Source organism: Amycolatopsis rhabdoformis (genome assembly GCF_035918295.1).
In the GTDB taxonomy this organism is placed as follows: Bacteria; Actinomycetota; Actinomycetes; order Mycobacteriales; family Pseudonocardiaceae; genus Amycolatopsis; species Amycolatopsis rhabdoformis.
On record NZ_CP142149.1, the window covers coordinates 10,162,111 to 10,188,971 of the forward strand.

23 protein-coding genes are annotated in these 26,861 nt (G+C 70.6%); 12 read left to right on the forward strand and 11 right to left on the reverse strand.

Features of this window, described 5'->3' with window-relative positions; translation table 11 throughout:
• Window positions 1-3: 3 nt before the first annotated feature.
• Window positions 4-438, forward strand: coding sequence for a MarR family winged helix-turn-helix transcriptional regulator (locus tag VSH64_RS47310; protein WP_326569266.1), 435 nt, complete (start codon window positions 4-6; stop codon window positions 436-438).
• Window positions 435-2,432, forward strand: a complete 1,998-nt coding sequence (locus tag VSH64_RS47315) for an MFS transporter (RefSeq protein ID WP_326569267.1) — start codon at window positions 435-437, stop codon at window positions 2,430-2,432. Before VSH64_RS47310 ends, VSH64_RS47315 begins: the two co-directional genes overlap by 4 nt.
• On the opposite strand, the gene iolD is transcribed toward VSH64_RS47315, so the two are convergent.
• The 8 genes from iolD to VSH64_RS47355 form a co-directional block, all read right to left on the reverse strand.
• Complete coding sequence (iolD, locus tag VSH64_RS47320) at window positions 2,429-4,267, reverse strand: 3D-(3,5/4)-trihydroxycyclohexane-1,2-dione acylhydrolase (decyclizing) (protein WP_326569268.1); 1,839 nt, start codon at window positions 4,265-4,267, stop codon at window positions 2,429-2,431. The genes VSH64_RS47315 and iolD overlap by 4 nt on opposite strands.
• Window positions 4,264-5,154 (reverse strand): 5-deoxy-glucuronate isomerase, encoded by an 891-nt coding sequence (gene iolB / locus VSH64_RS47325; protein ID WP_326569269.1) that lies wholly within the window; start codon window positions 5,152-5,154, stop codon window positions 4,264-4,266. Before iolB ends, iolD begins: the two co-directional genes overlap by 4 nt.
• Entirely contained in the window at window positions 5,151-6,047 is an 897-nt protein-coding gene (locus VSH64_RS47330) for a Cgl0159 family (beta/alpha)8-fold protein (RefSeq protein ID WP_326569270.1), read from the reverse strand. Before VSH64_RS47330 ends, iolB begins: the two co-directional genes overlap by 4 nt.
• 13 nt (window positions 6,048-6,060) lie before the next feature.
• A complete protein-coding gene (gene iolC, locus VSH64_RS47335) occupies window positions 6,061-6,990 on the reverse strand; it encodes a 5-dehydro-2-deoxygluconokinase (protein WP_326569271.1) in 930 nt (309 codons plus the stop codon).
• Window positions 6,987-7,769, reverse strand: a complete 783-nt coding sequence (locus tag VSH64_RS47340; protein WP_326569272.1) for an ATP-binding cassette domain-containing protein — start codon at window positions 7,767-7,769, stop codon at window positions 6,987-6,989. Before VSH64_RS47340 ends, iolC begins: the two co-directional genes overlap by 4 nt.
• On the reverse strand, window positions 7,766-8,794 hold the full coding sequence (locus VSH64_RS47345; RefSeq protein WP_326569273.1) for an ABC transporter permease: 1,029 nt from the start codon (window positions 8,792-8,794) through the stop codon (window positions 7,766-7,768). The genes VSH64_RS47340 and VSH64_RS47345 overlap by 4 nt, the downstream gene beginning before the upstream one ends.
• Complete coding sequence (locus VSH64_RS47350; protein ID WP_326569274.1) at window positions 8,791-9,750, reverse strand: substrate-binding domain-containing protein; 960 nt, start codon at window positions 9,748-9,750, stop codon at window positions 8,791-8,793. The genes VSH64_RS47345 and VSH64_RS47350 overlap by 4 nt, the downstream gene beginning before the upstream one ends.
• 121 nt (window positions 9,751-9,871) lie before the next feature.
• The gene (locus VSH64_RS47355; protein WP_326569275.1) at window positions 9,872-10,756 is read right to left on the reverse strand and encodes a sugar phosphate isomerase/epimerase family protein; all 885 of its coding nucleotides are present in this window, start codon (window positions 10,754-10,756) and stop codon (window positions 9,872-9,874) included.
• A 137-nt stretch (window positions 10,757-10,893) separates the two neighbouring features.
• Between VSH64_RS47355 and VSH64_RS47360 the strand changes: the two genes are divergently transcribed.
• Genes VSH64_RS47360 through VSH64_RS47370 form a run of 3 tightly spaced genes read left to right on the forward strand, consistent with a single transcriptional unit; the run spans window position 10,894 to window position 14,422 of the window.
• On the forward strand, window positions 10,894-11,892 hold the full coding sequence (locus tag VSH64_RS47360; protein ID WP_326569276.1) for a LacI family DNA-binding transcriptional regulator: 999 nt from the start codon (window positions 10,894-10,896) through the stop codon (window positions 11,890-11,892).
• Window positions 11,893-11,901: 9 nt separating this feature from the next.
• Window positions 11,902-13,386 (forward strand): CoA-acylating methylmalonate-semialdehyde dehydrogenase, encoded by a 1,485-nt coding sequence (locus tag VSH64_RS47365; RefSeq protein ID WP_326569277.1) that lies wholly within the window; start codon window positions 11,902-11,904, stop codon window positions 13,384-13,386.
• A 34-nt stretch (window positions 13,387-13,420) separates the two neighbouring features.
• Window positions 13,421-14,422 (forward strand): Gfo/Idh/MocA family protein, encoded by a 1,002-nt coding sequence (locus VSH64_RS47370; protein WP_326569278.1) that lies wholly within the window; start codon window positions 13,421-13,423, stop codon window positions 14,420-14,422.
• Window positions 14,423-14,712: 290 nt separating this feature from the next.
• Here VSH64_RS47370 and VSH64_RS47380 read toward each other — a convergent pair whose 3' ends face one another.
• Window positions 14,713-15,216: a GNAT family N-acetyltransferase gene (locus tag VSH64_RS47380; RefSeq protein ID WP_326569279.1), complete on the reverse strand. Its 504-nt coding sequence runs from the start codon at window positions 15,214-15,216 to the stop codon at window positions 14,713-14,715.
• Window positions 15,217-15,399: 183 nt separating this feature from the next.
• On the opposite strand from VSH64_RS47380, the gene VSH64_RS47385 reads away from it, so the two are divergent.
• On the forward strand, window positions 15,400-16,377 hold the full coding sequence (locus VSH64_RS47385) for an aldo/keto reductase (RefSeq protein WP_326569280.1): 978 nt from the start codon (window positions 15,400-15,402) through the stop codon (window positions 16,375-16,377).
• Window positions 16,378-16,419: 42 nt separating this feature from the next.
• Here the strand turns inward: VSH64_RS47385 and VSH64_RS47390 are convergent, their stop codons facing one another.
• Window positions 16,420-16,689: an HD domain-containing protein gene (locus tag VSH64_RS47390; protein ID WP_407655615.1), complete on the reverse strand. Its 270-nt coding sequence runs from the start codon at window positions 16,687-16,689 to the stop codon at window positions 16,420-16,422.
• 36 nt (window positions 16,690-16,725) lie between these two features.
• Window positions 16,726-18,567 carry an asparagine synthase (glutamine-hydrolyzing) gene (gene asnB / locus VSH64_RS47395; protein WP_326569281.1) on the reverse strand — a complete coding sequence of 614 codons (1,842 nt, stop codon included), beginning with the start codon at window positions 18,565-18,567 and terminating at the stop codon, window positions 16,726-16,728.
• 430 nt (window positions 18,568-18,997) lie between these two features.
• Here asnB and kdpF point away from each other — a divergent pair, with 430 nt between their 5' ends.
• Genes kdpF through VSH64_RS47425 form a run of 6 tightly spaced genes read left to right on the forward strand, consistent with a single transcriptional unit; the run spans window position 18,998 to window position 26,752 of the window.
• Entirely contained in the window at window positions 18,998-19,099 is a 102-nt protein-coding gene (gene kdpF / locus VSH64_RS47400; RefSeq protein ID WP_326569282.1) for a K(+)-transporting ATPase subunit F, read from the forward strand.
• Window positions 19,099-20,760, forward strand: coding sequence for a potassium-transporting ATPase subunit KdpA (gene kdpA / locus VSH64_RS47405; protein ID WP_326569283.1), 1,662 nt, complete (start codon window positions 19,099-19,101; stop codon window positions 20,758-20,760). The genes kdpF and kdpA overlap by 1 nt, the downstream gene beginning before the upstream one ends.
• Entirely contained in the window at window positions 20,757-22,853 is a 2,097-nt protein-coding gene (kdpB, locus tag VSH64_RS47410; protein WP_326569284.1) for a potassium-transporting ATPase subunit KdpB, read from the forward strand. The genes kdpA and kdpB overlap by 4 nt, the downstream gene beginning before the upstream one ends.
• Before the next feature lie 5 nt (window positions 22,854-22,858).
• The gene (locus VSH64_RS47415; RefSeq protein ID WP_326569285.1) at window positions 22,859-23,470 is read left to right on the forward strand and encodes a potassium-transporting ATPase subunit C; all 612 of its coding nucleotides are present in this window, start codon (window positions 22,859-22,861) and stop codon (window positions 23,468-23,470) included.
• Between the two features lie 4 nt (window positions 23,471-23,474).
• Window positions 23,475-26,057 carry a sensor histidine kinase KdpD gene (locus VSH64_RS47420; protein ID WP_326569286.1) on the forward strand — a complete coding sequence of 861 codons (2,583 nt, stop codon included), beginning with the start codon at window positions 23,475-23,477 and terminating at the stop codon, window positions 26,055-26,057.
• The gene (locus tag VSH64_RS47425) at window positions 26,054-26,752 is read left to right on the forward strand and encodes a response regulator (protein WP_326569287.1); all 699 of its coding nucleotides are present in this window, start codon (window positions 26,054-26,056) and stop codon (window positions 26,750-26,752) included. Before VSH64_RS47420 ends, VSH64_RS47425 begins: the two co-directional genes overlap by 4 nt.
• Window positions 26,753-26,861: the final 109 nt, after the last annotated feature.

Below are 26,861 nucleotides of genomic sequence, written 5' to 3' on the forward strand. Positions count from 1 at the left end.
ATCGTGACCGAGCAGACCTCTTCCGACGCGATCGCCCACCGGCTGCGGATCCTCGTGGGCCGGCTGCGGCGGCGGATCCAGGACGCGTCGGCCGTGCGGGGCCTCAGTGCGCCGCAGGCGTCGGCGTTGGCGCGGCTGGTGATCGCCGAGCCGTCGTCGGCCAGCCAGCTGGCCGGGGCGGAGCGGGTGCGGCCGCAGTCGATGGCGAAGACGGTCGCCGCGTTGCACGAGCAGGGGTTGATCCGGCGCGAGGCCGACGCGGAAGACGCGCGCCGTCAGCTGCTCTTCCTCACCGACGAAGGGCGCGCCATCGCTCAGGGCGCGCGCACGAGCCGGGAGGAATGGCTGGCCAGCGCGTTCGAAGAGCGCTTCACCGACGCCGAACGCCGAATCCTGGACGAGGCACTGACCTTGCTGGAGCGCGTGGTCGAGGAATGAGCGCGCCCACCCCGAAGCGCGATCGGCTCGACGGCTTCAACCCCAAGCTCATCGCGCCCCTGGTGTCCGGCGCGATCCTCAACCCGATCAACTCCACGATCGTCTCGGTCGCGCTGGTGCCGATCGGCGTCGCGTTCGGCGCGCCGCCTTCGCAGACGGCGTGGCTGATCTCCGCGCTGTACCTCGCGACCGCCGTGGGGCAGCCGGTGGTCGGGCGCCTGATCGACGTCTACGGGCCGCGCCGGCTCTTCCTGCCCGCCGCGGCGCTGGTCGGCGTCGCCGGCGTGGTCGGTGCGCTGGCGCCGAACCTGGCGGTGCTGATCGTCGCGCGCGTGATCCTCGGTTTCGGCACCTGCGCCGGTTATCCGGCGGCGATGCGGCTGATCCGCGACGAAAGCGGGCGCACGGGCAAGGACAGCCCGGCCGTCGTGCTCACGATCCTGGCCGTCGCCACGCAGACCATCGCCGTGATCGGCCCGCCGCTGGGCGGCCTGCTGATCGGCCTCGGCGGCTGGCAGGCCACGCTGGCGATCAACATCCCCGTCGCGCTCGTCGCCTTCGTGCTCGGCTGGCGCCGGTTCCCGCGTGACGACCGCAAACCCGGCAAGCTCAACCTCGACTTTCCCGGCATGGCCCTGTTCGCGGCCACGCTGGTCACGCTGCTGTTGTTCCTGATGAACCCGCACCTCGGCTCGTGGTACCTGCTGCTGCTCACCGTGCTCGCCGCCGCGGGCTTCGCGGTGCGCGAGCTGCGCCACCCCACGCCGTTCATCGACCTGCGGGTGCTGGGCGGCAATGTGGCGCTGCTGGTCACGTTCGGCCGCGCGCTGCTGGCCTACGTCGTGTCCTACAGCTTCATCTACGGCTTCACCCAATGGCTCGAAGACGGCCGCGGCCTGTCGGCGAGCACGACGGGCCTGGTCACTCTGCCGATGTTCGCCACCGGCATCGTCGTCTCCGCGATCACCGGCCGCCGGCAGGCGTTGCGCGGCAAGCTGATCGTGGCCGCGGTCGCGCAGCTCGTCGCGTGTGTGCTGCTGCTCGCGCTGCTGCCCACGAGTCCGGTGTGGATGATCGTCGGGATCGTGCTGATCTTCGGCATTCCGCAGGGGCTCAACAGCCTCGCGCTGCAGAACGCCGTGTACCGCCAGGCGAATCCCGAAAACGTCGGTGCGTCCGCCGGTCTGCTGCGCACCTTCGGTTACCTCGGCGCCATCGTTTCCTCCGCCGCGCAAGGCGGCTTCTTCGGCCAGCGCGCCGACACCGCCGGCCTCCACCACCTGGCCTGGTTCCTGGTGATAGTGAGCGCCGGCTTCCTGCTCGTCAACGTCCTCGACCGGACACTGACTCGTTCCGCAACACTGACTCGTTCCGCAACACAAGAAAGGCACCCGGACATGACCGATCACCTCGACCCGGCCCACACCGCGCTGCTGGTGATGGACTACCAGACCGGCATCGTCGGCCGCATCGCCGACGACCAGGCGCTGCTCGACCGAGTCGGCTCCGCGATCACCGACGTGCGCGCCCGCGGCGGCCACGTCGGCTGGGTCCGCGTCGGCTTCGACGACGCCGAGTTCGACGCCATCCCGGCCACCAGCGTGTTCGCGCGCATGCTCGCGCCCGAGACCCGCGCCGTGATGCACGCCGACGCCCCGGCCACCCAGATCGACGAGCGCCTCAAGCCGCAGCCGCAGGACATCTCGGTGCGCAAGACCCGCGTCGGCGCCTTCACCACCACCGACCTCGACGCGCAGCTGCGCGGCCGCGACGTGGACACGCTGGTGCTGGCCGGCATCAGCACCAGTGGTGTGGTGCTGAGCACCGTGCGCGAGGCCATGGACCGCGACTACCGCATCCTCGTGCTCGACGACGCCAGCGCCGACCCCGAACCCGGCACCCACGAGTTCCTCACCGGCACGATCTTCCCGAAGTTCGCGACGGTGCTCGACGTCGACGCCCTCGCGAAGCTGTTCGCCGGCCAGGCGAACTAACGTCCCAGATAGCGGACCTGCCCGGACTTCGCCGCGTCGAAGTCCGGGCGGCCCGCCAGGTGCTCGGGCACCCCGACCTCCCACCACGCGCCCGCTTCCGTCCAGGCGGCGGGCAGCGTGCGCACCACGACCACCGCGGGCCGGCTCTCGGCGACGGCGGCCGCGCGGGCTTTCGCGTAGGCGTCGCGGAGATCGTCGACCGACGAGGCCGAGAACACCACGCAGCCCAGTGATTCCGCGTGCCGCGCGAAGTCCACGCGCGGTGGCGCGGCGTGGGAAGTGCGGCAGTCGGCGTAGAAGTTGTTGAACGGCTTGCCACCCTGGCCCTGCTGCAGGCGCGCGATCACGGCGTAGCCGTCGTTGTCGCAGACCACCGCCACGAGCGGGTGGCCGGCGAACGCGGCGGAGAACAGGTCGGAGTTGAGCATCAGGTACGAGCCGTCGCCGAGCAGCGTCGTCACGAGGCCGCCGGGGTGGGCCATCGCGGCGCCCCACGCGCCGGACAGCTCGTAACCCATGCACGAGAAGCCGTACTCCACGTCCATGCTCACCTCGCCGGAGCCGCGCCAGCCGCCGATCAGCTCACCCGGCAGGCCGCCCGACGCGGTCATCACGTAGTCGCTCGGCTCGGACAGGTCGTTGACCACGCCGACGACCTGCGCGTAGCTCGGGATCTTCGACTCGGCGGACCGCAACGCGTCGATGTGCGAGTCCCAGCCGGCTCGTTCCTCCGCCGCGCGTCGAGTCCACTGTGGATCCACGCGCCAGCTTTCCAGCTGGGCGGCCAGATCGTCGAGGCCCGCGGACGCGTCGCCGACCACGGCCAGCGCGCCGTGCTTCACGGCGTCGAACGCGGCCGCGTTGAGCGTGACCAGGCGTGAGTCGGGGGAGAAGACGGTCCACGACGCCGTGGTGAAGTCCTGCAGCCGCGTGCCGACGGCGAACACCACGTCGGCGTTCGCGGCCACGGCGTTCGCCGACGACGAGCCGGTGACACCCAGCGGTCCGGCGTACAGCGGATGCGTGTGCGGGACCAGCGTGCGGCCCGCGGTGGTCTCCGTGACCGGAATCCCGTGCCGCTCGGCGAAGTCCAGCGCGCGCCGGCCCGCACCCGAGTAGCGCACGCCGCCACCGAGCACCAGCAGCGGCCGCCGAGCCGCGCGCAGCACGCCGGCCGCCTCTGTGACCGCGCGCCGGTCCGGGCGCGGGCGCGGCAACCGGTGCGTGACCGGTGCGAACAGCGCTTCCGGGAAGTCGAAAGTCTCCGCCTGCACGTCCTGCGGCAGCGCCAGCGTGACCGGGCCGCACTCGGCCGGGTCGGTGAGCACACGCGCGACCTGCGGCAGCGTCGCGAGCAGCTGCTCGGGTCGCGTGATCCGGTCGAAGTAGCGGCTCACGGCGCGGAAGGCGTCGTTCACCGCGGCCGTGCCGTCGTGGAAGGGCTCGATCTGCTGCAGCACCGGGTCGGGCGCGCGGCTCACGAACGTGTCGCCCGGCAGCAGCAGCACCGGCAACCGGTTGGCGTGCGCGACGCCCGCTGCGGTCACCATGTTCAGCGCGCCGGGCCCGATCGACGACGTGACCACGCCGACCTGCCGCCGCTGCGTCGCCTTGGCATACCCGACGGCGGCCAGCGCCATGCCCTGTTCGGTGTGCCCGCGCCACACCGGGATCTCGTCGCGGTGTTCTTCGAGCGCCGTGCCGAGGCCGAGCACGTTGCCGTGGCCGAAGATCGCGAAGACACCCGGGAACAGCGGCACCTCCCGGCCGTCGAGCGTCTCGGACCGCTGCGCGAGCAGCCAGCGCACCAACGCCTGCGCCGTGGTCAACCTCATCGAACGCGCCCCTCGTCATCCGTCACCGGACACCGCGGGTCCTGCTGCTGCGAAGCCCAGGTGCCCCGCACCCAGCTGTGGGCCGGGTCGTCGCAGAACGCCATCGACCGCTCCTCGGCGGGCCCGGCCAGCACGTTCAGGTAGTACATCGGGTAACCCGGCGCCGCGACGCACGGCCCGTGGTACCCGCGGGGAATCAGGAACACATCACCGTCGCGCACCGCCACGTCCTCGTCGAGCGTGCCGTCGGCGGTGTAGGTGCGGTGCAGGCCGAAGCCCTCGCGCGAAGGCGTGATCCCGTCGCGCCCGGCGACGCGGAAGTAGTAGATCTCCTCGTTCACGACCTCGCACTCGCTCGCCTCGTCGTGCTTGTGCGGCGGGTACGAGGACCAGTTGCCGTCGGGCGTGATGAGCTCGCACGCATTGAGCTTGTCCGCGTGGTCCCACACACCGGGCACTCCGAAGTTGGTCACCTGCCGGGTGGCCTGGCCGGAGCCGCGCACCTCGACGGGCACCTCCTCGGCCGGGCCGTACATCGGGTCGAGACGGCGCTCGCAGCGGGCCATCGGCAGCGCGATCTCGGCGCCGGTCGGCGAAGTCAGCTCGACTTCGGCGTCGCGCGGCACGTAGGCGAAGTCCGTGACGCGCGTGAACACCGAATCACGGCCTTCGAGCTCGAACTCCTCGTCGTCCACGCGCACGGTGACCGAGCCCGAGAGCGGCAGCACGAACGCCTCGAACTCGCCGGTCTCGATCAGCCGCGGGAGCCGCCGGCCGATCTTGAGCACCCGCAGCCCGGTGTGCGCCCAGCCGGCGGTCTCGGGCGTGAGCAGGATCGGGTCGTTGTCGTCGGTCAGTGTCCCGTGTGGACGGTGCAGTGCGCTCACTTCGCGGCCTCCAGGATCTTCGCGGCAGCAGCCACGGCGGACCCGACGTCACCGTCGGGCGGGTAGAGCAGCGTACGGCCCACGACGAGTCCGCGCACCACCTCGTGACGCAGCGTGCGGCCCCACGACGCCAGGTCGGCGGCCGGGTCGCCGGACGGCACGCCGCCCAGGATCACCACCGGCAGCGTCGTCGCGCCGAGCACCGCGGTGTCGTCGGTGGAGGGCAGCTTGAGCCAGGTGTACGCCGACGTCACGCCGATACCCGACGCCACCGTGACGGCCCGGGCCAGCGCCGGTGAGTCCTTCTGCAGCACCAGCCGGCCTTCGGCGCGCGCGTACGGCAGCGGCTCGACCATCGCGACGAGACCGTACGAAGCGAGTTCGGTGACGGCGTCGGCGCAGGCCTGCAGCGTCGGCACGGTGCCCGGGTCGTCGTCCACGAGCCGCAGCAGCATCTTGCCGCCGTCGAGCCGGGAGCCGACCAGCGACGCCGCGTCGTAGCCGGTGAAGCGGTCGTCGATCTCCCAGTCGGCGCCGGCGAGGCCGCCGCGGTTCATCGAGCCGATCACGACCTTGTCGTGCAGCGCGTCGAGCAGCAGCAGCTCCTCGACCACGTCGGGGGTGCCGAGCAGCCCGTCGACGGCGGGGTTGGCCAGCGCCACCAGCAGCCGTTCGAGCAGCGACCGGCGGTCGGCCATCGCGAGCGGGTCGCCGCCGACGCCGAGCGCGCCGCGGGCCGGGTGGTCGGCGGCCACGAGGAACAGCGTGCCCTTGTCCGACAACAGGTTGTCGCGCCGTCTACGGGCCGCGTACGCCCGCTTCACCGCGCCCGGGTCGGTGGCCCGCACGCGCAGCAGCTCGTGCCAGCGTTCGTCGGTCAGCAACGGCGTCACAACCGCTCCTCGATCACAGCAACTCCTCGATTTCGGCGGCCGTCGGCATCGCGTCGGCACACGCGAGCCGCGCCGCGACCAGCGCGCCGGCCGCGTTCGCGTACTCCGCGAGCCGCACCGGCGCCCAGCCCGACAGCAGCCCGTGCACGAGCGCGCCGCCGAAGCCGTCACCCGCGCCGAGGCCGCACACCACCTCCACGCGCTGCGGCGGCACCGTCGCGCGGCCCTCGGGGGTCGCGACGAGCACGCCCTCCGCGCCCTTCTTGATCACCGCGAGCCGCACGCCGCGGGCCAGCATCCGGTCCGCGGCCTCCTCCGGATCGGCGGTGCCCACGGCCACCTCGACCTCCGCGCGGTTGCCGACGGCCACCGTCACGTGGTCGAGCATCCAGCCGATCTCCTCGCGGGCGGTGTCCACGTCCGGCCAGAACATCGGGCGGTAGTCGAGGTCGACCACGGTGTGCGCGTGCCGGCCGCGGGCCTCGAGGATCTTGCGCTGCGTGGTGCGCGCCGGCTCGGTCGACACCCCGGTGCCGGTGACCCACAGCAGCGGCACCTCGCGCACGACGTCCCACGGCACGTCGGAGTCGGTGAGCGTGAGGTCGGGTGCGATGGGGGAGCGGTAGAACAGCAGCGGCGGGTCGGCCGGCGGGTTCAGCTCGCAGAACACCACCGGCGTCTGCAGCTCGGGCGAGGTGCCCACGAACTCCGGCGAAACGCCGAAGCCCGTGAGCGCCTGCCGCACGTAGCCGCCGAAGCCGTCGGGCCCCACCTTCGTGAGCACGGCGGTGCGGCGGCCGAGCCGCGCGGCGGCGACCGCGACGTTGGTCGCGGTGCCGCCGAGCGACTTGGCGAACGTGGTGACCTCGGCCAGCGGCACGCCGCTCTGCTCGGGGTAGAGGTCCACCCCGACGCGGCCGACGGTCAGCGCGTCGAGACTCACGTCTCCACCGCGCGCAGCTCGTGTTCCAGCGCTTCCAGCTCGGCGCCGCCCGCCATCTGCCGCGTGAGCTCCGCGATGCCGATCTCGGACTTCTCGTACGAGCCGAGCGCGGCACCGCGTTTGAGCAGCAGGAACCGGTCGGCCACCGGGTAGGCGTGGTGCGGGTTGTGCGTGATCAGCACCACGCCGAGGCCGCGATCGCGGGCCTGCGCCACGTACTTGAGCACCACCCCGGCCTGCTTCACGCCGAGAGCCGCGGTGGGCTCGTCGAGGATCAGCACCTTCGCGCCGAAGTGCACGGCCCGCGCGATGGCCACGCACTGGCGTTCACCGCCCGAGAGCGTGCCCACGGGCTGCTCCACGTCGCGCAGGTCGATGCCCATGTCGGCCAGCGCCTTCTTCGTGGTTTCACGGCCCTTCCTCCGGTCGAGCATCCGGAACGGCCCGACGCCGATCGTGGGCTCGGAGCCGAGGAAGAAGTTGCGCCACACGCTCATCAGCGGCACCACCGCGAGGTCCTGGTACACCGTGGCGATGCCGCGGTCGAGTGCCTCGCGCGGCGAGGTGAACCGCACGGGCTCGCCCTCGACCAGGAACTCGCCGCGGTCGTGCTCGTGCACGCCGGCGAGGATCTTGATGAGCGTGGACTTGCCGGCGCCGTTGTCGCCGAGCACGCAGGTGACCTCACCGGCGTTGACCACAGTGGACACGTCGCGCAACGCCACGACGCTGCCGTACCTCTTGCCGACGTCCTTGACTTCGATGAGCGGTGCGTTCATCGCCGGACCCTTTCCGCGCGCCGCCGGAAGGCGTTGTTGACCAGGACCGCGGCCAGCAGCATGATCCCGAGGAACAGCATGAACCAGTCGCTGTCCCAGCCGGCGAACACGATGCCCTGGCGCGCCATGCCGAAGATCAGGGCGCCGATCGCCGCGCCCACCGCCGAGCCGTACCCGCCGGTGAGCAGGCAGCCGCCGATCACCGCGGCGATGATGTACTGGAACTCCAGCCCGATGCCCTGGTTGGCCTGCACGCTGGCGAACCGCAGGATGTTGATCGAGCCGACGAGCCACGCGGCCAGCGCCGTGCCCATGAACAGCAGGATCTTCGTGCGCACCACCGGCACGCCGACCGCGCGCGAGCTGGCCGCCGAGCCGCCGACGGCGAAGATCCAGTTGCCGAACTTCGTGCGCGACAGCAGCCACGCGGCCACCGCCGTGACCCCGATCCACCACACGATGGAGATCTGGAACGGTGTGCCGCCGATGTTCACCGTGGAGGCGAACACGAACCCGGCCGAGGCGTACCCGTCGGTCGAGCGCATGCCCGACACCTGCACGGTGCCGGTGACCAGCCGCGTCACGCCGAGGTTGAGGCCCTGCAACGCGAGGAACGTGCCGAGCGTGACGATGAAGCTCGGCAGGCCCGTTTTCATCACCAGCCAGCCGTTGAACGCACCGACCACCAGCGCGAAGACCAGCGACACCAGCAGCGCGAGCCACACGTTCCAGCCCGCCTGCGTCGCGAGGATGGCGGTGACCAGCGAGGTCGACGCCGTCATCACGCCGGCCGACAGGTCGAACTCGCCGCCGATCATCAGCAGGGACACGGCCACGGCCATGATGCCGAGCGTCGCCGCGTCGTCGAGCCAGGTGGCCGCACCGCTGGCACTGAAGAACTTCTCGGTGACCAGGCTGAAGAACAGGAACACCACAGCGGCGCCGAGCAGGGCGCCGATCTCCGGGCGCACCACCAGGCGGTCCATCAGGCGCGGCTTCACGAGCCGCTCGTCGAGGGTCGTCATCGGGTGCCCCTTTGCACGTACTGGCCGACCTTGTCCACAGTGGATTTGTCGACCAGGTCGGGGCCGGTGAGCACCGGCTTGCCGCCGCCGACGATGTTCGCGTTGTCGCGGTAGAGCTTGAGGAACATCACGGGCAGGTAGCCCTGCTCGTACTGCTGCTGGTCGACGGCGAAGAGCACGTCACCCGACTTGATGGCGGCCACCACGTCGGAGTTGAGGTCGAACGTGCCGACCTGCGCCTTCGAGCCCACTGACTTGATCGCGCTCACGGCCCGCGCGGCGACCTGCGAGTTGAGCGTGAGCACCGCGTCGATCGACGGGTCGGTCTGCACCGCGCCGCGGATGCGCGACTCGGCGTCGGTGGGGTTGGAGATGTCCACCTGCAGCGTCTGCACGTCGCCGCCGAAGCCGCTCTTCGCGCCGTCACACCGCTGGGCCTGCCCGACGTTGCCCGCTTCGTGGATCACGCAGAGCAGCTTCTTCTTGCCGAGGTCCTTGAACTTCTTGCCGGCTTCCTGCCCCGCGATGGACTCGTTCTGGCCCACGTGGGTGAGCGCGCCGTAGGCCGCGCTCTGCTCCTCGCCGGAGTTGATGGTGATCACCGGGATGCCGGCGCGCACCGCCGCCTCGATCGAGGGCTGCAGGGCCTCGGGGTTGGCCATCGACACGACCAGACCACCGATCTGCTGGGCGACGGCGTTGTCGATCAGCTTGGCCTGCGCGCCCGGATCACCGTCGGAGGCGTATTCGACCTGCACCCCCAGGTCCTTGCCGGCCTGCTCGGCGCCGTTCTTGACCACGTTCCAGAACGCGTCGCCCGCGGTGCCGTGCGTGATCACCGCGACCTTGAGCGGCCCGGAGTCGACCGGCGCCGCCGCGGGGGCCGTGGCCTTCGGCTCGGCCGCGGGCCCGGTGCACGCCGACAGCAGCAGCCCGGCCGCCAGCAGGCCCGCCACGACCTTGCCGGCCTTTGAGCGCGGTTTCGGCGCCGGGCCTTTCGAAACCCCGCACCTCGCAACCCCGCGCCTCAAGCGATGGGACATCGTCGTCTCTCCTCGCTTCTTTCCTCGTACCCTGTCAGCCGGCCAGGCGGCCGACGATCGCCCCGAGGCAGGCCAGGCTCGTCGCCACGTCCCGTTTCGGGAGGTCCACGGGACTGCGCTCGTCGAGCGCCGTGTCCTGCTCCAGCACGTACCAGCCGGCGTAGCCCGCCTCGTGCACGAAGCGAACCATGGCTTCGATGTCCACGTCACCCTCACCCAGCGGGACGTACAGACCTTTGCCCACGGCCTCGGTGTACCCGAGGCTGCCGTTGCGGACGGCTTCGGCCAGCTCACCGCGCACGTCCTTGAGGTGCAGGTGCCCGATCCGGTCCGGGAAGCGGCGCGCGAGCTCGACCGGGTCGGTGCCGCCGATCAGCAGGTGGCCGGTGTCGAGGCACAGCGGCAGGTCGGAGTCGGCGAGGAAGCGCTCGACCTCCGCCTGCGTCTCGGCGTGGGTGCCGACGTGCGGGTGCAGCACGGTCTTGAGGCCGTGGGCCGCCGCGACGTCGCGGATCCGGGCGGCGGTGGAGATCAGCGTGGCCCACTCGGCGTCGGTGAGCGCGGGCCGTTCGTCGTAGCCGTCGAGTCCGGTCGCGGCGGCCAGCACGAGCACCTCGGCCCCGCACGCGGCGAACAAGGCGGCCGATTCCTCGGCTTCGGCGAGCGCGGCCTCGGGGTTCTCGTGCAGCACCACGGCGAGGAAGCCGCCGATGAGGTTCAGGCCGTGGCCGCCGAGGAGCTTCTTCAGCTCGGCCGGATCGCGCGGCAAGTACCCGGGCGGGCCGAGCTCCGTGGCGGTGATGCCGAGCTCGGCCATCTCCCCGAGCACGGTCGGCGCGTCGAGGACGCGGCCCCAGCCCGGCACTTCGCACACCCCCCAGGAGATCGGTGCGGCGGCGATGCGGATGGTGGCGGTCATGGAAGCCCTCTTCCGTGCGATGACTGGCGTTGGCCCGTTCGGTGCGCGTTGGAGCGCTCTATTGATTAGAGCGCTCTAAGCTTGTAGCGTCGGCCACACCCGAGTCAAGGGCCGGTTTCCGGCCGGGAGGCAAGGAAATGGTGAAGCCCACCATGGAGGACGTCGCCGCGCGGGCGGGGGTTTCGCGGGCGCTCGTGTCGCTCGTGATGCGCGGCGCGCCCAACGTTTCGGCGCTGCGCCGCGAAGCCGTGCTGAAGGCGGCCGACGAGCTGGGCTACTCGCCGCACGTGATGGCGCGCTCGCTGGCCAGCCGCACCTCCACCGTGCTCGGCGTGATGGTGAACGACCTGCGCAACGCGTTTTTCGCCGACGTGGTGGAGGGTCTCGACGCGGCGGCGCAGGCGGCCGGGTTCGACCTGATCCTCAACACCGGCGGACGGGTGCCTTCGCGCGAGAGTGCCGCGTTGCGCAGCCTGCTGTCGTTCCGGCCGGCGGGCCTGATCCTGCTGTCACCGGTGGTGCCGGCGGCGGAGATCGAGGCGGCGGCCCGCCAGTGTCCGGTGGTGCTCGTGTCGCGCACCTCGCGCGCGGCCGGCGTGGACACGGTGAACGACGACGGCGAGGCGGGGTCCGCGCTGGCCGTCTCGCACCTCGTGGATCTCGGGCATCGGCGCATCGCCCACCTCGACGGCGGCGGCGCGGCCGGTGCCGCCGCGCGCCGGACGGGGTTCCGGCGGGCGATGACCGCCCACGGGCTGGAGCCGATCGTGGTGCGCAGCGAGCACACCGACACCGCCGGCGAGAAGGCCGTGCTGGAGCTGCTGAGCACCTACGACCGGGCCGAGCTGCCCACGGCTTTGGTGGCGGGCAACGACTTCAACGCCGTGGGCGCGATCTCGGCCCTGGAGGACCGTGGCCTGCGCGTGCCCGGTGACGTGTCCGTGGTCGGCTACGACAACACGTCGCTGGCCTCGCTGCGGCACGTCTCACTGACCACTGTGGACCAGCCGCGCACCGAGATGGGCCGGCTGGCCTTCGAAGCCCTGCTGGAACGCGTGCGCGGCGAGCGCGCCGAGCCGGTCCGGCACCTGTTGCACCCCTCGCTGGTGGTCCGCTCGACCACCGCCCGTCGCTAGGAGCTTTCCGTGACCGAACTCGTGCCGCACTGGATCGACGGTGCCCGGTTCTCCGGTGTCTCGAGCCGCCGGGGTGAGGTTTTCCAGCCGGCCACCGGCGAGGTGGCGCGGCAGGTGGCGCTCGCCGAAGCGGCCGATGTGGACACCGCGGTGGCGTCGGCGCTCAAGGCCTCGCGCGACTGGGCCGAAAGCTCGCTCGCGCAGCGCACGAAGATCATGTTCGCGTTCCGCCAGCTGGTGGACGCCCATCGCGACGAGCTGGCGGCGCTGATCACCGCCGAGCACGGCAAGGTGCTCTCCGACGCGGCCGGCGAGGTGCAGCGCGGCCTCGAGGTGGTGGAGTTCGCGTGCGGTATCGCGCAGGTGCTCAAGGGTGAGCACTCGGAGCAGGTGTCGCGCGGGGTCGACGCCTATTCGCTGCGCCAGCCGCTCGGAGTCGTCGCCGGCATCACGCCGTTCAACTTCCCGGTGATGGTGCCGATGTGGATGTTCCCGGTGGCCATCGCGTGCGGAAATACCTTCGTGCTCAAGCCTTCCGACCGTGATCCGTCCGCGTCGGTGCGGCTGGCGGAGCTGTTCTCCGAGGCCGGGCTGCCGCCGGGGGTGCTGAACGTGGTGCAGGGCGACGCGGCGGCGGTGAACGCGCTGCTCACGCACCCGGACGTGGCCGGCGTGTCGTTCGTGGGCTCGACGCCGATCGCGCGGCACGTGTACGAGACCGCCACGGCGGCGGGCAAGCGCGTGCAGGCGCTCGGTGGCGCGAAGAACCACCTGGTGGTGCTGCCCGACGCCGACGTGGCGGGTGCGGCCGACGCCGCCGTCTCCGCCGGGTACGGCAGCGCGGGGGAGCGGTGCATGGCGATCTCCGTGGTCGTGGCGGTGGGGGACACGGCCGACGAGCTGGTTTCGGCCATTGCCTCCCGGACTCGTGCTCTGGTCACGGGACCCGGGGTGGACGCGTCGTCGCAGATGGGGCCGGTGGTCACCGCGGCCGCGCGGGACCGGATCGTGTCCTCTGTGGACGCCGGCGCTGAAGCGGGTGCTTCGGTGGTCGTGGACGGCCGCTCGATTGTTGTGCCCGGGGAAGGTTTCTGGGTCGGCCCGACGCTGCTGGACCACGTGACGCCGGACATGACCGTGTACACCGACGAGATCTTCGGCCCGGTGTTGTCGGTGGTGCGCGTTTCGACGTTCGAAGAGGCGTTGTCGCTGGTCAACGCGAACCCGTACGGCAACGGCACGGCGATTTTCACCACCGACGGCCTGGCCGCGCGCGAGTTCGAGCGCCGCGTGACTGTGGGCATGGTCGGCATCAACGTGCCCATTCCCGTGCCGATGGCCTACTACTCCTTCGGCGGCTGGAAGGACTCCCTCTTCGGCGACACGCACGTGCACGGCGCCGAGGGAGTGCGCTTCTACACCCGCACGAAGGCCGTCACGTCGCGCTGGCCTCGGCAGCCGCACGGCGTCGACCTCGGTTTTCCCACGCATTGATGACTCTTTCACCGCGAGCAGGAGGGCTTCCACGATGAGGTTGGGACTGGCGGGCACCGGCCGGATCGGCACCGCCCACGCCGAAACGCTCAAGGGCTTCGACGAGGTCACCTCGGTGGTCGTCGCCGACGTCGACCCGGCGCGCGCCTCGGCGGCGGCCTCGAAGCTCGGCGTCGAAGCCGCGACGGACCTCGACGCGCTCTTCGCCGCGGGCCTCGACGCCCTCGTCGTCACCGCGGCCACCGACGCACACCCAGGCCTGATCATGCGCGCGGTGGACGCGGGCCTGCCGGTGTTCTGCGAGAAGCCGGTGGCCGCCGACATCACCGGCACGCTGGCCGTGATCGACCACATTTCTTCTTCGTCGGTCCCCGTCCAGATCGGCTTCCAGCGCCGCTTCGACGCCGGCTACCAGGCCGCCCGCCGCGCCGTTGCCGACGGCTCCCTCGGCTGGCTCCACACCATCCGCGCCACGACCCTCGACCCCGAACCCCCACCGGCGGCCTACGTCCCCCACTCCGGCGGCCTCTTCCGCGACTGCGGCGTGCACGACTTCGACATCATCCGCTGGGTCACCGGCCGCGAGGTGCTTTCGGCCTACGCCGTGGGCGCCAACCGCGGCGCGTCTTTCTTCGTGGACGCCGACGACGTCGACACCGCCGCGGTCCTCCTTACGTTGGACGACGGCACCCTCGCCACCGTCTCGCTGACCCGCTACAACGGCTCGGGCTACGACGTCCGCCTGGAAGCCCTCGGCTCCCTCTCCGGCCTCGTCGTCGGCCTCGACGACCGCTCGCCCCTGGTCTCCGCGGAACCCACCTTCGCGCCCCTGCCGGGCCCCGCGTACCCCGGCTTCATGGAACGCTTCCGGCCGGCCTATGCCGCCGAGCTGGCGGCTTTCCTGGACGTGGCGGCCGGCCGGTGTTCCAGCCCCGCGGGGGTGGGGGACGCGCTGGAGGCGTTCTACATCGCGGAGGCCTGCGAACTGTCGCGGCGTGAGGGGCGTCCGGTGGAGGTGGCGGAAGTGCGGCGGTAGGTCGTCGTATCCGGCGCGGCCTTCGACGGAACGGCTACGGGTGGACGGCTGGATCGACTCGGCGCGCGAAGGGCTGCGCACCGACACCGCCCGCAAGATCGACGAAGCGGCGAGCACGTTGTCGCCACTCGCGTGGCGCGACCGCTGAAGCTCGAAAAAGCGGCGCCTGCTCGAAAGCCGTGCTCGGCAGGACTCGCGCCCCGGAGGTGAAGCCGCTGCCGTGGTCCGCCTCCCCCGCGTCCGGGAGGCGGGCCACGGCGTGGGGCCGGGAAGGTTTTCGGTGGGGGCGCTCAGAGATCGAGGGTGGCGTCCACCTCGGAGCCGTGCACGTCGAGGTCCGCGCCGGTGCCGGTGAGCAGCTTGTGGGCCGCGGTGTTGTCCACGGTGGTGGAGGCGATGAAGCGCGCCGCGCCGCCGTCGCGCGCCGCTTCGAGCAGGACTTCGGTCACGCGCTTGCCGATGCCGCGGCCGCGCACCGAGCGGCCGAGCCACACGCCGGCCTCGACCTCCACGGCCGAGGGGCCGTGCACGGGCTGCAGCCGCGCCGCCCCGGCCGCGCGGCCGTCGATCTCCACGAGCCAGGTGGTTTCGATCGCGGTGTCCGGATCGAGGCAGCGCCGGCGGTGGAAGGTGAGGAACGCCTCGCGCCGCTCGGGTGTCCAGCCCGGCGGGCCGGCCACCGGAGGCATCACCTCGAGGGGGTCGGCATCGGCGACCGCGGCCTCGAGCAGCCGGTGCAGGGCCGGCTCGTCGAGGGGGGTCAGCACGATCTCGGAATCGGAGGATCCGGTCACGCCCGAAAGCTTGGCACGAGGATCTTGGGCGCGCGACCTGGTAATACGGCTTACCAGCTGACTGGTCAACGGGCAACGAAAGCACTGTCCAGTGTGGAAAGACTCCACTTGTTCACCGCGCCTCGCTAGGGTGGCCGTCGGCAGGGTTTTCCGGTGAGTTTTCCGATGGGAACAGGGGCTTCGATGGAACACGTCCGGCTGGGCGCGAGCGGTCTTCAGGTTTCGCGGGTGATCCTCGGCTGCATGAGCTACGGCGTCCCGGATCAGGGCGGCCACCCGTGGTCGATGGGCCTCGACGACGCACGGCCGTTCTTCCGCGAGGCGGTGGAAGCGGGCATCACCACGTTCGACACCGCCAACGTCTACTCGGCCGGCACGAGCGAAGAGATCACCGGCAAGCTGCTCGGCGAATTCACGCGCCGCGAGGACGTGGTGATCGCCACCAAGGTCTACAACCGCATGGGCCCGGGCACCAACGGCGCCGGCCTCTCCCGCGGCGCCATCCTGACCCAGATCGACGCCAGCCTGCGCCGCCTCGGCACCGATTACGTGGACCTGTACCAGATCCACCGCTACGACGAGAACACCCCGATCGAGGAAACCATGGAGGCCCTGCACGACGTCGTGCAGGCCGGCAAGGCCCGCTACATCGGCGCCTCCTCGATGTGGGCGTGGCAGTTCGCGCAGGCCCAGTACGTCGCCGACCTCGGCGGCTGGACCCGGTTCGTGTCCATGCAGGACCAGTACAACCTCATCCAGCGCGAAGAGGAACGCGAGATGCACCCGTTCTGCTTCGACCAGGGTGTCGGCGTGCTGCCCTGGAGCCCGCTCGCCCGCGGCCGCCTCACGCGCGATTGGGACGAACCGTCCCAGCGCAGCGAAACCGACGATTTCGCCCGGCGCATGTACGCCCAGGCCGAAGACGCCGACCGCCGCGTGGCCTCCGCGGTCGCGGCCCTCGCCGCCGACCGCGGCGTCTCCCGCGCCACCGTCGCCCTGGCCTGGCTCCTCCACCAGCCGGCCGTCACGGCGCCCATCTTCGGCGCCACCAAGCCGGGCCACATCGCCGACGCGGTGGCGGCGCTGGAGCTGGGGTTGACCGAGAAGGAGCTGGCCGGGTTGGAAGAGGAGTACGTGCCGCACCTGCCGGCGGGGTTCTGAGGCTGGGGAGGGGGCGTCACGGTTTGACGCCCCCTCCGCCCTTCAGCAGTCGCGCCACGCAAGCGGCGACAGCGTGCTCGCCGCCTCGGCGATCTTCCGGGCGGTGTCGGTGCGCAGCCCGTTGCGCGCCGAGTCGATCCAGCCGTCCACCCGGCGGACGCCGACCTCGCGATACCCGACCGCCTGCAGCAGCATCTCCGGCTTGTCGGAGTCCTTGGCGCACCAGGTTTCCGCGGACTCCCGCGCCTCGTACTCCTCCACCGCGGCCCGCGTGGCCCGCGTCCCGGCCACGAGGGAGACGGACCACGGCACCACGGACGACCTGCCCGAACGACCTGCCCGAATGACCTAGTCGAGCACAAGCTCCGGCGAGTACAGGTCGAACCAGTGGTAGAGGTCGAGCGCGCGGTCGAGGCCGGTGCGCTGCGCCGACTCCATCGTGGCCGGGTCCACTTCGGACACGCTCGTGAGCCAGTCGCGGTTCACCAGCTGGAACACCGGGTTGTCGCGCTCCGCCAGCACTTCCTTCACCTGCTGCTGCAGCGCGGCCGCGTAGCCCGGGTCCTGAGTGGACGGATACGGGCTCTTCACGCGGTCGCGGACGGAGTCCGGCAGCACGTGCTTGGTCGCGTGCCGCAGCAGGCTCTTCTCGCGGCCGTCGAACGTCTTCAGCGACCACGGCGTGTTGTACACGTACTCCACGAGCCGGTGGTCGCAGAACGGCACGCGCACCTCCAGCCCCACGGCCATCGACGCGCGGTCCTTGCGGTCGAGCAGCATCCGCACGAAGCGGCTGAGGTGGAGGTTGCAGATCGTGCGCATCCGGGCCTCGCGCTCCGACTCGCCGTCGAGGTGCTCCACCTGCGCGACCGCGGTGCGGTACTGGTCCGCCACGTAGTCCTCGAGGTTCAGCGTCGCGGCGACGTCGGGCCGCAGCAGCGCTTCCCGCTGGCTCATCAGGCCGTTGCGGAAGGCCAGCCACGGGAACGTGTCGGCGTTCACGGTGGCCTCGTCGTGGAACCAGCGGTAGCCGCCGAACACCTCGTCGGCCGACTCACCCGAGAGCGCCACCGTGGACTCGCCGCGGATCGCCTTGAACAGCAGGTACAGCGACGTGTCCATGTCGCCGAGGCCGGCCGGGATGTCGCGGGCGGTGAGCACGGCGCGGCGCACGGCCGGGTCGGACAGCTCGGCCGGGTTGAGCACCACGTCCTGGTGCGCCGAGCCCACGAGCTTCGCGACGTCGCGGATGAACGGCGAGTCCGCCGTGTCCCGCATCTCGTCCGGTTTGAAGTTCTCCTCCTGGCCGAAGAAGTCGACCGAGAAGGTGCGCAGCTGCTCACCCTGCTCGGCCAGCCGCGCGGCGGCCAGACCCGTGACGGCGCTGGAGTCGAGGCCGCCCGAGAGCAGCACGCAGCGCGGCACGTCGGCCACCAGCTGGCGGTTCACGATGTCGGTCATCAGCTCGCGCACGCGCTCGACGGTGGTTTCCTGGTCGTCGGTGTGCTGCTTCGCGTCGAGCTTCCAGTACGTGCGCGTGCGGATGCCGTCCTTCGACACCGTGACGATCGTGCCCGGCTCGACCTCGCTCATGCCCTTCCACAGCGACCAGCCCGGTCGCTTGGTGAACCCCAGCAGTTCGCGCAGCCCGTCGGTGTCCACGGCCTTGCGGGCCAGCGGGTTGGCGAGGATCGCCTTCGGCTCGGAGCCGAACAGCACGCCGTCGCGGGTCGGGTAGTAGTAGAACGGCTTGATCCCCATGCGGTCGCGGATCATCACCAGCTTCTGGTCGCGCTCGTCCCAGATCGCGAACGCGTACATGCCGTTGAGGTGGTCGACCACCTGGTCGCCCCACTGCAGGTAGCCGTGGAGCACCACCTCGGTGTCGCTGTCGGTCTCCCACGTGTGCCCCAGCTTCGTGAGTTCTTCACGAAGTTCGGTGAAGTTGTAGGCCTCGCCGCTGTAGACCATGGAGATCTCGCCGTTCGGCGTGCGCAGGCTCATGGGCTGCCGGCCGCCCGGCAGGTCGATGATCGCGAGCCTGCGGTGCCCGAGCGCGACGTTGCGGCGCACCCAGGTGCCGCGGTCGTCCGGCCCGCGGCAGGACATCGTCTCCGTCATCGCGTCCACGACCTCCTGCCGTTGTGACAGGTCAGAGTCGTAGGAAACCCAACCGGCGATTCCGCACATCGACGTCCTCCGTGACTTTGCTTAGGTAATACAACTAATTGCAGACTCCGGTTTAACACAGCCAGGGGGCTCGTGTCTGCCCGAATTGCACGCTCCGTCGTAGATCCACTACGCATTGTGGCGTGAGTCACTCACCAACTACTTGGCGTAACCGCACAAGATCAACCGAACGTCGCCGAGTACCAGGCGAACGGCGGTGGCGGGGGTCACCCGGCGTCAAGAACGCGTAAATGGCCCAGGACGCCGCGTCAAGGAGCCGTCAGACAGCCTCGATCACGCAGCGCCACCACCGCACAGTTGCGACGTCCAACGGTCACCCGCCCTGGGTGACCTGTCTTGAGAGGTGCCTTGTGGCCGACTTGTTGTACGTCTTGCTGACGATCGGCGTGTTCGTGGTTCTGGCCCTGACCCTGCGCGGGATGGAGAAGCTGTGAGCGGCGCGGGCACCGTGGCCAACATCGTCGGCGGACTGCTGGCGCTGGGCCTGATCATCTACCTGTTCATCGCACTGGTGAGGCCGGAGAAGTTCTGATGAGTGATGTCGGCGCCGGCCTCGTCCAGGTCGGCCTACTGCTGCTCGCCCTCGCGGTGGTCTACAAACCGCTCGGCGACTATATGGCCAGGGTCTTCTCGACCGAGAAGCACTGGAAGATCGAAAAAGGCATCTACAAGGTCGTTCGGGTCGACCCGAACGCCGAGCAGCACTGGAAGACCTACGCCTCGGGGGTTCTCGGGTTCTCCTTCGCGTCGGTGATCGTGCTGTACCTCCTGCAGCGCCTGCAGGAAGTGCTGCCGTGGAACTTCGGGCGCGGCGCGGTTTCGCCGTCCGTCGCGTTCAACACGGCCGCGAGCTTCGTGGCCAACACCAACTGGCAGTCCTACGTCCCCGAGACGACCATGGGCCACTTCGTGCAGATGGCCGGGCTCACCGTGCAGAACTTCGTGTCGGCGGGCGTGGGCCTGGCCGTCGCGATCGCGGTGACGCGCGGGTTCATCCGCTCGAAGACCGACCGCCTCGGCAACTTCTGGGTGGACCTGGTGCGCGGCTCGATCCGCGTGCTGCTGCCGATGGCGTTCGTGTTCGCCATCGTGCTCGTGGGCCTCGGCGTGATCCAGAGCCTGCACTCGGGTGTCGCGGTGACCAACCCCGACGGCAGCCAGAGCACCATCGCGCTGGCCCCGGTCGCGAGCCAGGAGACGATCAAGGAGCTCGGCACCAACGGTGGCGGCATCCTCAACGCGAACTCCGCGCACCCCTTCGAGAACCCGAACGCGTGGACCAACCTGATCGAGATCTTCCTGATCCTCGTGATCCCGGTCAGCCTCACCCGCACGTTCGGCAAGCTCGTCGGCAACAAGAAGCAGGGCTACGTCCTGCTCTCGGTGATGGGTGCGATCTGGGGCGCGATGCTGGTCCTGATCTGGACCTCGGAGTCCTTCACCAACAGCCCCGCCGCGCTCGCCGCGGGAGCCAACATGGAGGGCAAGGAACAACGCTTCGGGCTGAGTCTCACGTCGATCTTCGCCGATACGACCACCGGCACGTCGACCGGCGCGGTCAACGGCGCGCACGACAGCCTCTCGGGTCTCGGCGGTGGCGGCGCGTTGCTGAACATGCTGTTCGGTGAGATCTCGCCGGGCGGTGTCGGCACCGGCCTCTACGGCATCCTCGTGATGGCCGTGATCGCCATGTTCCTCGCGGGCCTGATGGTCGGGCGCACACCGGAGTACCTCGGCAAGAAGCTCGGCAAGCGGGAGGTCACGGCCGCCGCGGTCTCGATGCTCGCGATGCCGACCCTCGTGCTCGTCGGTGCCGGGATCTCGCTGGCCCTGCCGTCCACGCAGAGCGCGCTCGGCAACCCGGGTGCCCACGGCCTGTCGGAGATCCTCTACGGCTACGCCTCCACGGCCAACAACAACGGCAGCGCGTTCGGCGGCCTCACCGCCACGAGCGACTGGTTCCAGTCCTCGTTCGGCGTCGCCATGCTGCTCGGCCGGTTCATCCCGATCATCGCCGTGCTCTGCCTGGCCGGTTCGCTGGCCCAGCAGAAGAAGGTTCCCGAAACCGCCGGCACCCTGCCCACCACCGGACCGCTGTTCGCCACGATGCTCACCGGAACCATCGTCCTCGTCGCGGCCCTCACTTTCGTCCCGGCGCTCGCGCTCGGGCCTGTAGCGGAGGCGTTGGCATGACCGTCACCGAAACCCCTCGAAGTCCCCTGGAAGACCAGCAGCACCACGCCGAAAACGCGGGCCGGGTCGGGGCGGGCGCGTTCAACGCGCGCCAGCTCTGGCAATCCACGCCCGAGGCGCTGCGCAAGCTCAACCCCAAGCACCAGCTGAAGAACCCCGTGATGTTCGTGGTGTGGGCCGGTTCGGCGCTCACCACGGTGTTCGCGATCGTGGACCCGAGCACGTTCGCGATCCTGGTCGCGATCTGGCTCTGGCTCACGGTGCTGTTCGCGAACCTGGCCGAGGCCGTCGCCGAAGGGCGCGGCAAGGCCCAGGCCGAGTCGCTGCGCAAGTCCAAGAAGGAAACGGTGGCGCGCCGGCTCACCGAGGACGGGTCCGAAGAGCCCGTGCCCGGCGTCGACCTGCGTGTCGGCGACCTGGTGGTGGTCGAGGCCGGTCAGGTCATCCCCGGCGACGGTGACGTCGTCGAGGGCATCGCGACCGTGGACGAATCGGCCATCACCGGCGAGTCGGCGCCGGTCATCCGCGAGTCGGGCGGCGACCGCTCGGCCGTGACCGGCGGCACCACGGTGCTGTCGGACCGGATCGTCGTGAAGATCACGACCAAGCCCGGTGAGTCCTTCGTGGACCGGATGATCGCGTTGGTGGAAGGCGCGTCGCGGCAGAAGACGCCCAACGAGATCGCGCTGACGATCCTGCTCGCCACGCTCACGATCATCTTCGTGCTCGCCGTGGTGGCGCTGCAGCCGATGGCCGGGTACTCCGGCGCCCAGCAGTCGGTGATCGTGCTGACCGCACTGCTGGTCTGCCTCATCCCGACCACGATCGGCGCGCTGCTGAGCGCCATCGGCATCGCGGGCATGGACCGGCTGGTGCAGCGCAACGTGCTGGCCACGTCGGGCCGCGCGGTGGAGGCCGCGGGTGACGTCTCGACGCTGCTGCTCGACAAGACGGGCACGATCACCTTCGGCAACCGCAAGGCCACCGAGCTGATCCCGGTCGGCGGGTCCACGATGGACGATCTGGCCCGTGCGGCCCGGCTGTCCAGCCTCGCCGACGGCACCCCCGAAGGCCGCAGCATCATCGAGCTGATCACCGCCGGCCACGGCCTGCCCGACAAGGCCGGCGACAACGAGAAGCTCGCCGAGTTCGTGCCCTTCACGGCGCAGACCCGCATGAGCGGTGTCGACCTCGGCGACCGCGAGGTCCGCAAGGGCGCCACCTCGGCCGTGCGCCAGTGGGTGCGCGAGCGCGGCGGCAACATGCCCGACGACACCGAGCGGATCGTCGACGAGATCAGCCAGCAGGGCGGCACGCCGCTGGTCGTGGCGGAATCGGCCGGCGGCAAGGCGTTCGTGCGCGGGGTCATCCGGCTCTCGGACGTGGTGAAGCCGGGCATGAAGGAGCGGTTCAAGGAACTGCGGGCCATGGGCATCAAGACGGTGATGATCACGGGTGACAACCCGCTCACCGCCAAGGCCATCGCCGAGGACGCGGGCGTCGACGACTACCTCGCCGAAGCCAAGCCCGAGGACAAGATGGCGCTCATCAAGAAGGAGCAGGAGGGCGGGCGGCTCGTCGCGATGACGGGTGACGGCACGAACGACGCTCCGGCGCTGGCGCAGTCCGATGTGGGCGTCGCGATGAACACGGGTACGTCGGCCGCGAAGGAGGCCGGCAACATGGTCGACCTCGACTCGGACCCGACGAAGCTCATCGAGATCGTGGAGATCGGCAAGCAGCTGCTCATCACGCGCGGTGCGCTCACCACGTTCAGCGTCGCCAACGACCTCGCGAAGTACTTCGCCATCCTGCCCGCGATGTTCACGTCCATCTTCGCCCAGCTGGGCGCGCTGAACATCATGGGACTGGCGACCCCGCACTCGGCCATCCTCTCGGCCGTCATCTTCAACGCACTGATCATCGTGGTCCTGATCCCGCTCGCCCTGCGCGGCGTGCGCTACAAGCCCTCGTCGGCTTCCGCGCTGCTGCGCCGGAACCTGCTCATCTACGGCCTCGGCGGCATCGTGAGCCCGTTCCTCGGGATCTGGATCATCGACCTGATCGTGCGCCACATCCCTGGAATCGGGTGAATCTGATGAACACCTTCATCAAGCAGTCCTGGGCGGGTCTGCGAGTCCTGATCGCGCTGACGATCATCCTCGGCATCATCTACCCGCTGGCCGTGTGGACGATCTCCCGCATCCCCGGCCTGCAGTCCAACGCCGAGGGCTCGCTCGTCACCCAGAACGACCAGCCCGTGGGCTCGTCGCTGATCGGCATCGACCCGGTCGCCGCCGACCCGGCGCACGACCCGTGGTTCCACAACCGGCCCTCGTCCGGGTCGAAGGACGCGCTCGGCCCCGGTGACCCGTCGGCCTCGGGCGCGTCGAACAAGGGCCCGTTCAACGAGGACCTCGTGAAGACCATCACCGAGCGCAAGGACCTCATCGCGAAGCGGGAAGGCGTGACCCCGGCCCAGGTGCCGGCCGACGCCGTGACCGCTTCCGGGTCGGGGATCGACCCCTCGATCAGCGTCGCGTACGCCGACCTGCAGATCGCGCGGGTCGCGAAGAACACCGGCCTGAGCGAGGACAAGGTGCGCCAGCTGGTGGAGGCGAACACCTCGGGTGCCGGCATCGGCGTGCCCGGCGTGAACGTGCTGCTGCTCAACTTGGCCGTGCATTCCGCGGCGCCGGGAGCACACTGACAGCGTGAGCACACCTGGTACGACCCCGAAGCCGCGCCGAGGAGAACTGCGGATCTACCTCGGCGCGGCTCCGGGCGTGGGCAAGACGTTCGCGATGCTGGGCGAGGCCCGCCGCCGGCTGGAGCGCGGCACCGACGTGGTGGTGGGCCTCGTGGAGACCCACGGCCGCCAGAAGACGGCCGACCTGCTCGACGGGCTCGAGATCGTGCCGCGGCGCACGGTGAGCCACCGCGGCCACGAGTTCGCCGAGATGGACCTCGAAGCGGTGCTGAAGCGCGCGCCCGAGGTCGTGGTGATCGACGAGCTGGCACACACCAACGTGCCCGGCGCCCGCCACGACAAGCGCTGGCAGGACGTGGAAGAGCTGCTCGAGGCCGGCATCGACGTGCTGTCCACGGTGAACGTGCAGCACCTGCAGAGCCTCAACGACGTCGTGGAGCGCATCACCGGCGTCACGCAGCAGGAGACCGTGCCCGACGAGGTCGTCCGCAAGGCCGAGCAGCTGGAGCTCGTGGACATCACGCCGGAGGCGCTGCGGCGCCGGCTCGCCCACGGCAACGTGTACCCGGCCGAGCGCATCGACGCGGCGCTGGGCAACTACTTCCGGCCCGGCAACCTCACGGCGCTGCGCGAGCTGGCACTGCTGTGGGTGGCCGACCAGGTCGACGTCGCCCTGCAGCGCTACCGCGCCGAGCAGAAGATCACCGACACGTGGGAGGCGCGCGAGCGCGTCGTCGTGTCCATCACCGGCGGGCCGGAGAGCGAGACGCTGATCCGGCGCGCGAGCCGCATCGCCACGCGCGCGGGCGCGGAGCTGCAGGTCGTGCACATCCTGCGGGGCGACGGGCTGTCCGGCCTGGGCCCCACGGCGATGGCGCGCAGCCGCACGCTGGCCGAGGAGGTCGGGGCCACGTTCCACGCCGTGGTGGGCGACGACGTGCCCACGGCGTTGCTCGACTTCGCGCGCGGGGTGAACGCCACGCAGCTCGTGATCGGCACTTCGCGCCGCTCGCGGGTGGCGCGGCTGTTCGACGAGGGCATCGGCGCGGCCGTGGTGCAGCAGTCGGGCTCGATCGACGTGCACATGGTCACGCACTCCTACGCCGGCGGCCGGCTTCGCGCGCGCCTGGGCGCGAGCCCGCTGGCGCCGTCGCGGCTGGTGATCGGCTGGCTGCTGAGCCTCGTGCTGCCGGTCCTCGCGACCGGCCTGGGCGTGCTCCTGCGCGACACCGTCGAGTTCTCCACGGACGTGATCCTCTACGTGCTGGCGACGGTGATCGTCGCGCTCGTGGGCGGGCTCGGCCCGGCGGTGGTCGCGGCGGTGTTCGGCGCGGGGTTGCTCAACTTCTTCTTCACACCACCGCTGTACACGCTCAACGTGCACAGCCCGCAGAACGTGGTCACGCTCGTGGCGATGATCGTGGTCGCGGTGCTTGTGGCGCTGGTCGTCGCCTCGGCGGCCCGGCGCGGCAGCCAGGCCGCGCGGGCGCGCACGGAAGCGGCGCTCCTGGCGTCGTACGCGCGCACGGTGCTCACGAATCCGAACCCGATCGAGCGATTGCTCGAGAAGGTGCGGGAGAACTTCGGGCTGACCTCGGTCACGTTGCTGGAGAAGAAGAACGGCGCGTGGCAGAAGGTGGCCCTGGCCGGGCAGTTCCCGTGCGCCGACCCGGACGAGGCCGACGTGGACATCGCGGTGACGGCCGACGTGCACCTCACCCTGCGCGGGCGCGCGCTGCCGGCGGCTGACCGGCGCGTGCTGGAAGCCGTGGCCGGGCAGGCGCTGCTCGCGCTGCGCCAGCAGCGGATGGCCACGGCCGCGGCGGCGGCCGAGCGCAAGGCCGAGGCGACGGAGCTGCGCACCACGCTGCTCTCGGCCGTGGGCCACGACCTGCGCACGCCGCTCACGTCCATCAAGGCCGCGATCGGCAGCCTGCGCGCGCCCGACCTGTCGTTGTCCGAAGAGGACACCGGCGAGCTGCTGGAGGCCATCGAGCTCTCGGCCGACCGGCTCGCGGGGCTCATCGACAACCTGCTCGACTCCTCGCGGCTGGCCACCGGCGCGGTCACGCCGCACCTGCGGCCGGTGGGCTACGACGAGGTGCTGGCCCACGCGTTGTCCAATGTGGACAACTCGCGGGACGTGAAGGTGGCCGTGGACGTGAGCCTGCCCTCGGTGCTGGCCGACCCGGGCCTGCTGGAACGGGTGATCGCCAACGTGCTCGACAACGCCCTGCGCCACGGCGGCGGTGTGGTGTCCGCCCGCGCCAGCGCGCACTCCGAGCACGTGGAGCTGAGGATCGTCGACCACGGGAAGGGCCTGCGCAAGGGCACGGCCGACTCGGCGTTCGCGCCGTTCCAGCGCCTCGGCGGCGACCGCGACTCGACTCCCGGCGTGGGGTTGGGACTTTCGGTCGCGAAGGGCTTCATCGAGGCGATGGGCGGATCCATCCGCGCCGAGGACACGCCGGGCGGCGGACTCACCGTGGTGATCTCGCTGCCCGCCTACACCGGGCAGAATCCGGACAAGGACCTGCTCAAGATCGACGAGATCACGGACGACGCCGTGGAGGGAGTGGGCACGTGAGTCCCGACAACGCGGCCACCGTGCTGGTGGTGGACGACGAACCGCAGATCGTGCGCGCGCTGCGCATCAACCTCAACGCCCGCGGGTACAAGGTGATCACGGCGCACGACGGCACCGCGGCGCTCAAGGCCGTCGCCGAGACCAAACCCGACGTGGTGGTGCTCGACCTCGGCCTGCCCGACCTCGACGGCACCGAGGTGATCGCCGGCCTGCGCGGCTGGACCACGGTGCCCATCATCGTGCTCTCCGCCCGCGGCGACTCGGCCGACAAGGTCCAGGCCCTCGACGCCGGCGCCGACGACTACGTGACCAAACCCTTCGGCATGGACGAACTGCTCGCCCGCCTGCGCGCCGCCGTGCGCCGCTCCACCGTGGCCGGCCCGGACGGCGCGGAGGCCGTGGTGGACACCGGCTCGTTCACCATCGACCTGGCCGCGAAGAAGGTCCGCCGCGACGGCCACGAGGTCCACCTGACCAAAACCGAGTGGGGCGTGCTCGAACTCCTCGTCCGCAACCGCGGCCGGCTGGTGGCGCAGAAGCAACTGCTGCACGAGGTGTGGGGGCCGTCGTACGAGACGGAGTCGCATTACCTGCGGGTGTATCTGGCGCAGTTGCGGCGGAAGCTGGAGCCGGAACCGTCGCGGCCGCGGCATTTGTTGACGGAGCCGGGGATGGGGTACCGCTTCGAGGTCTAGCCCCACCTGTTTCGCCTGAGCCCAGAACGGTGAAGGGCCCCTTCACGGAATCACGTGGATTCCGTGAAGGGGCCCTTCACCGTGTTCGTCCGGGGTGCTCTAGGTAGTG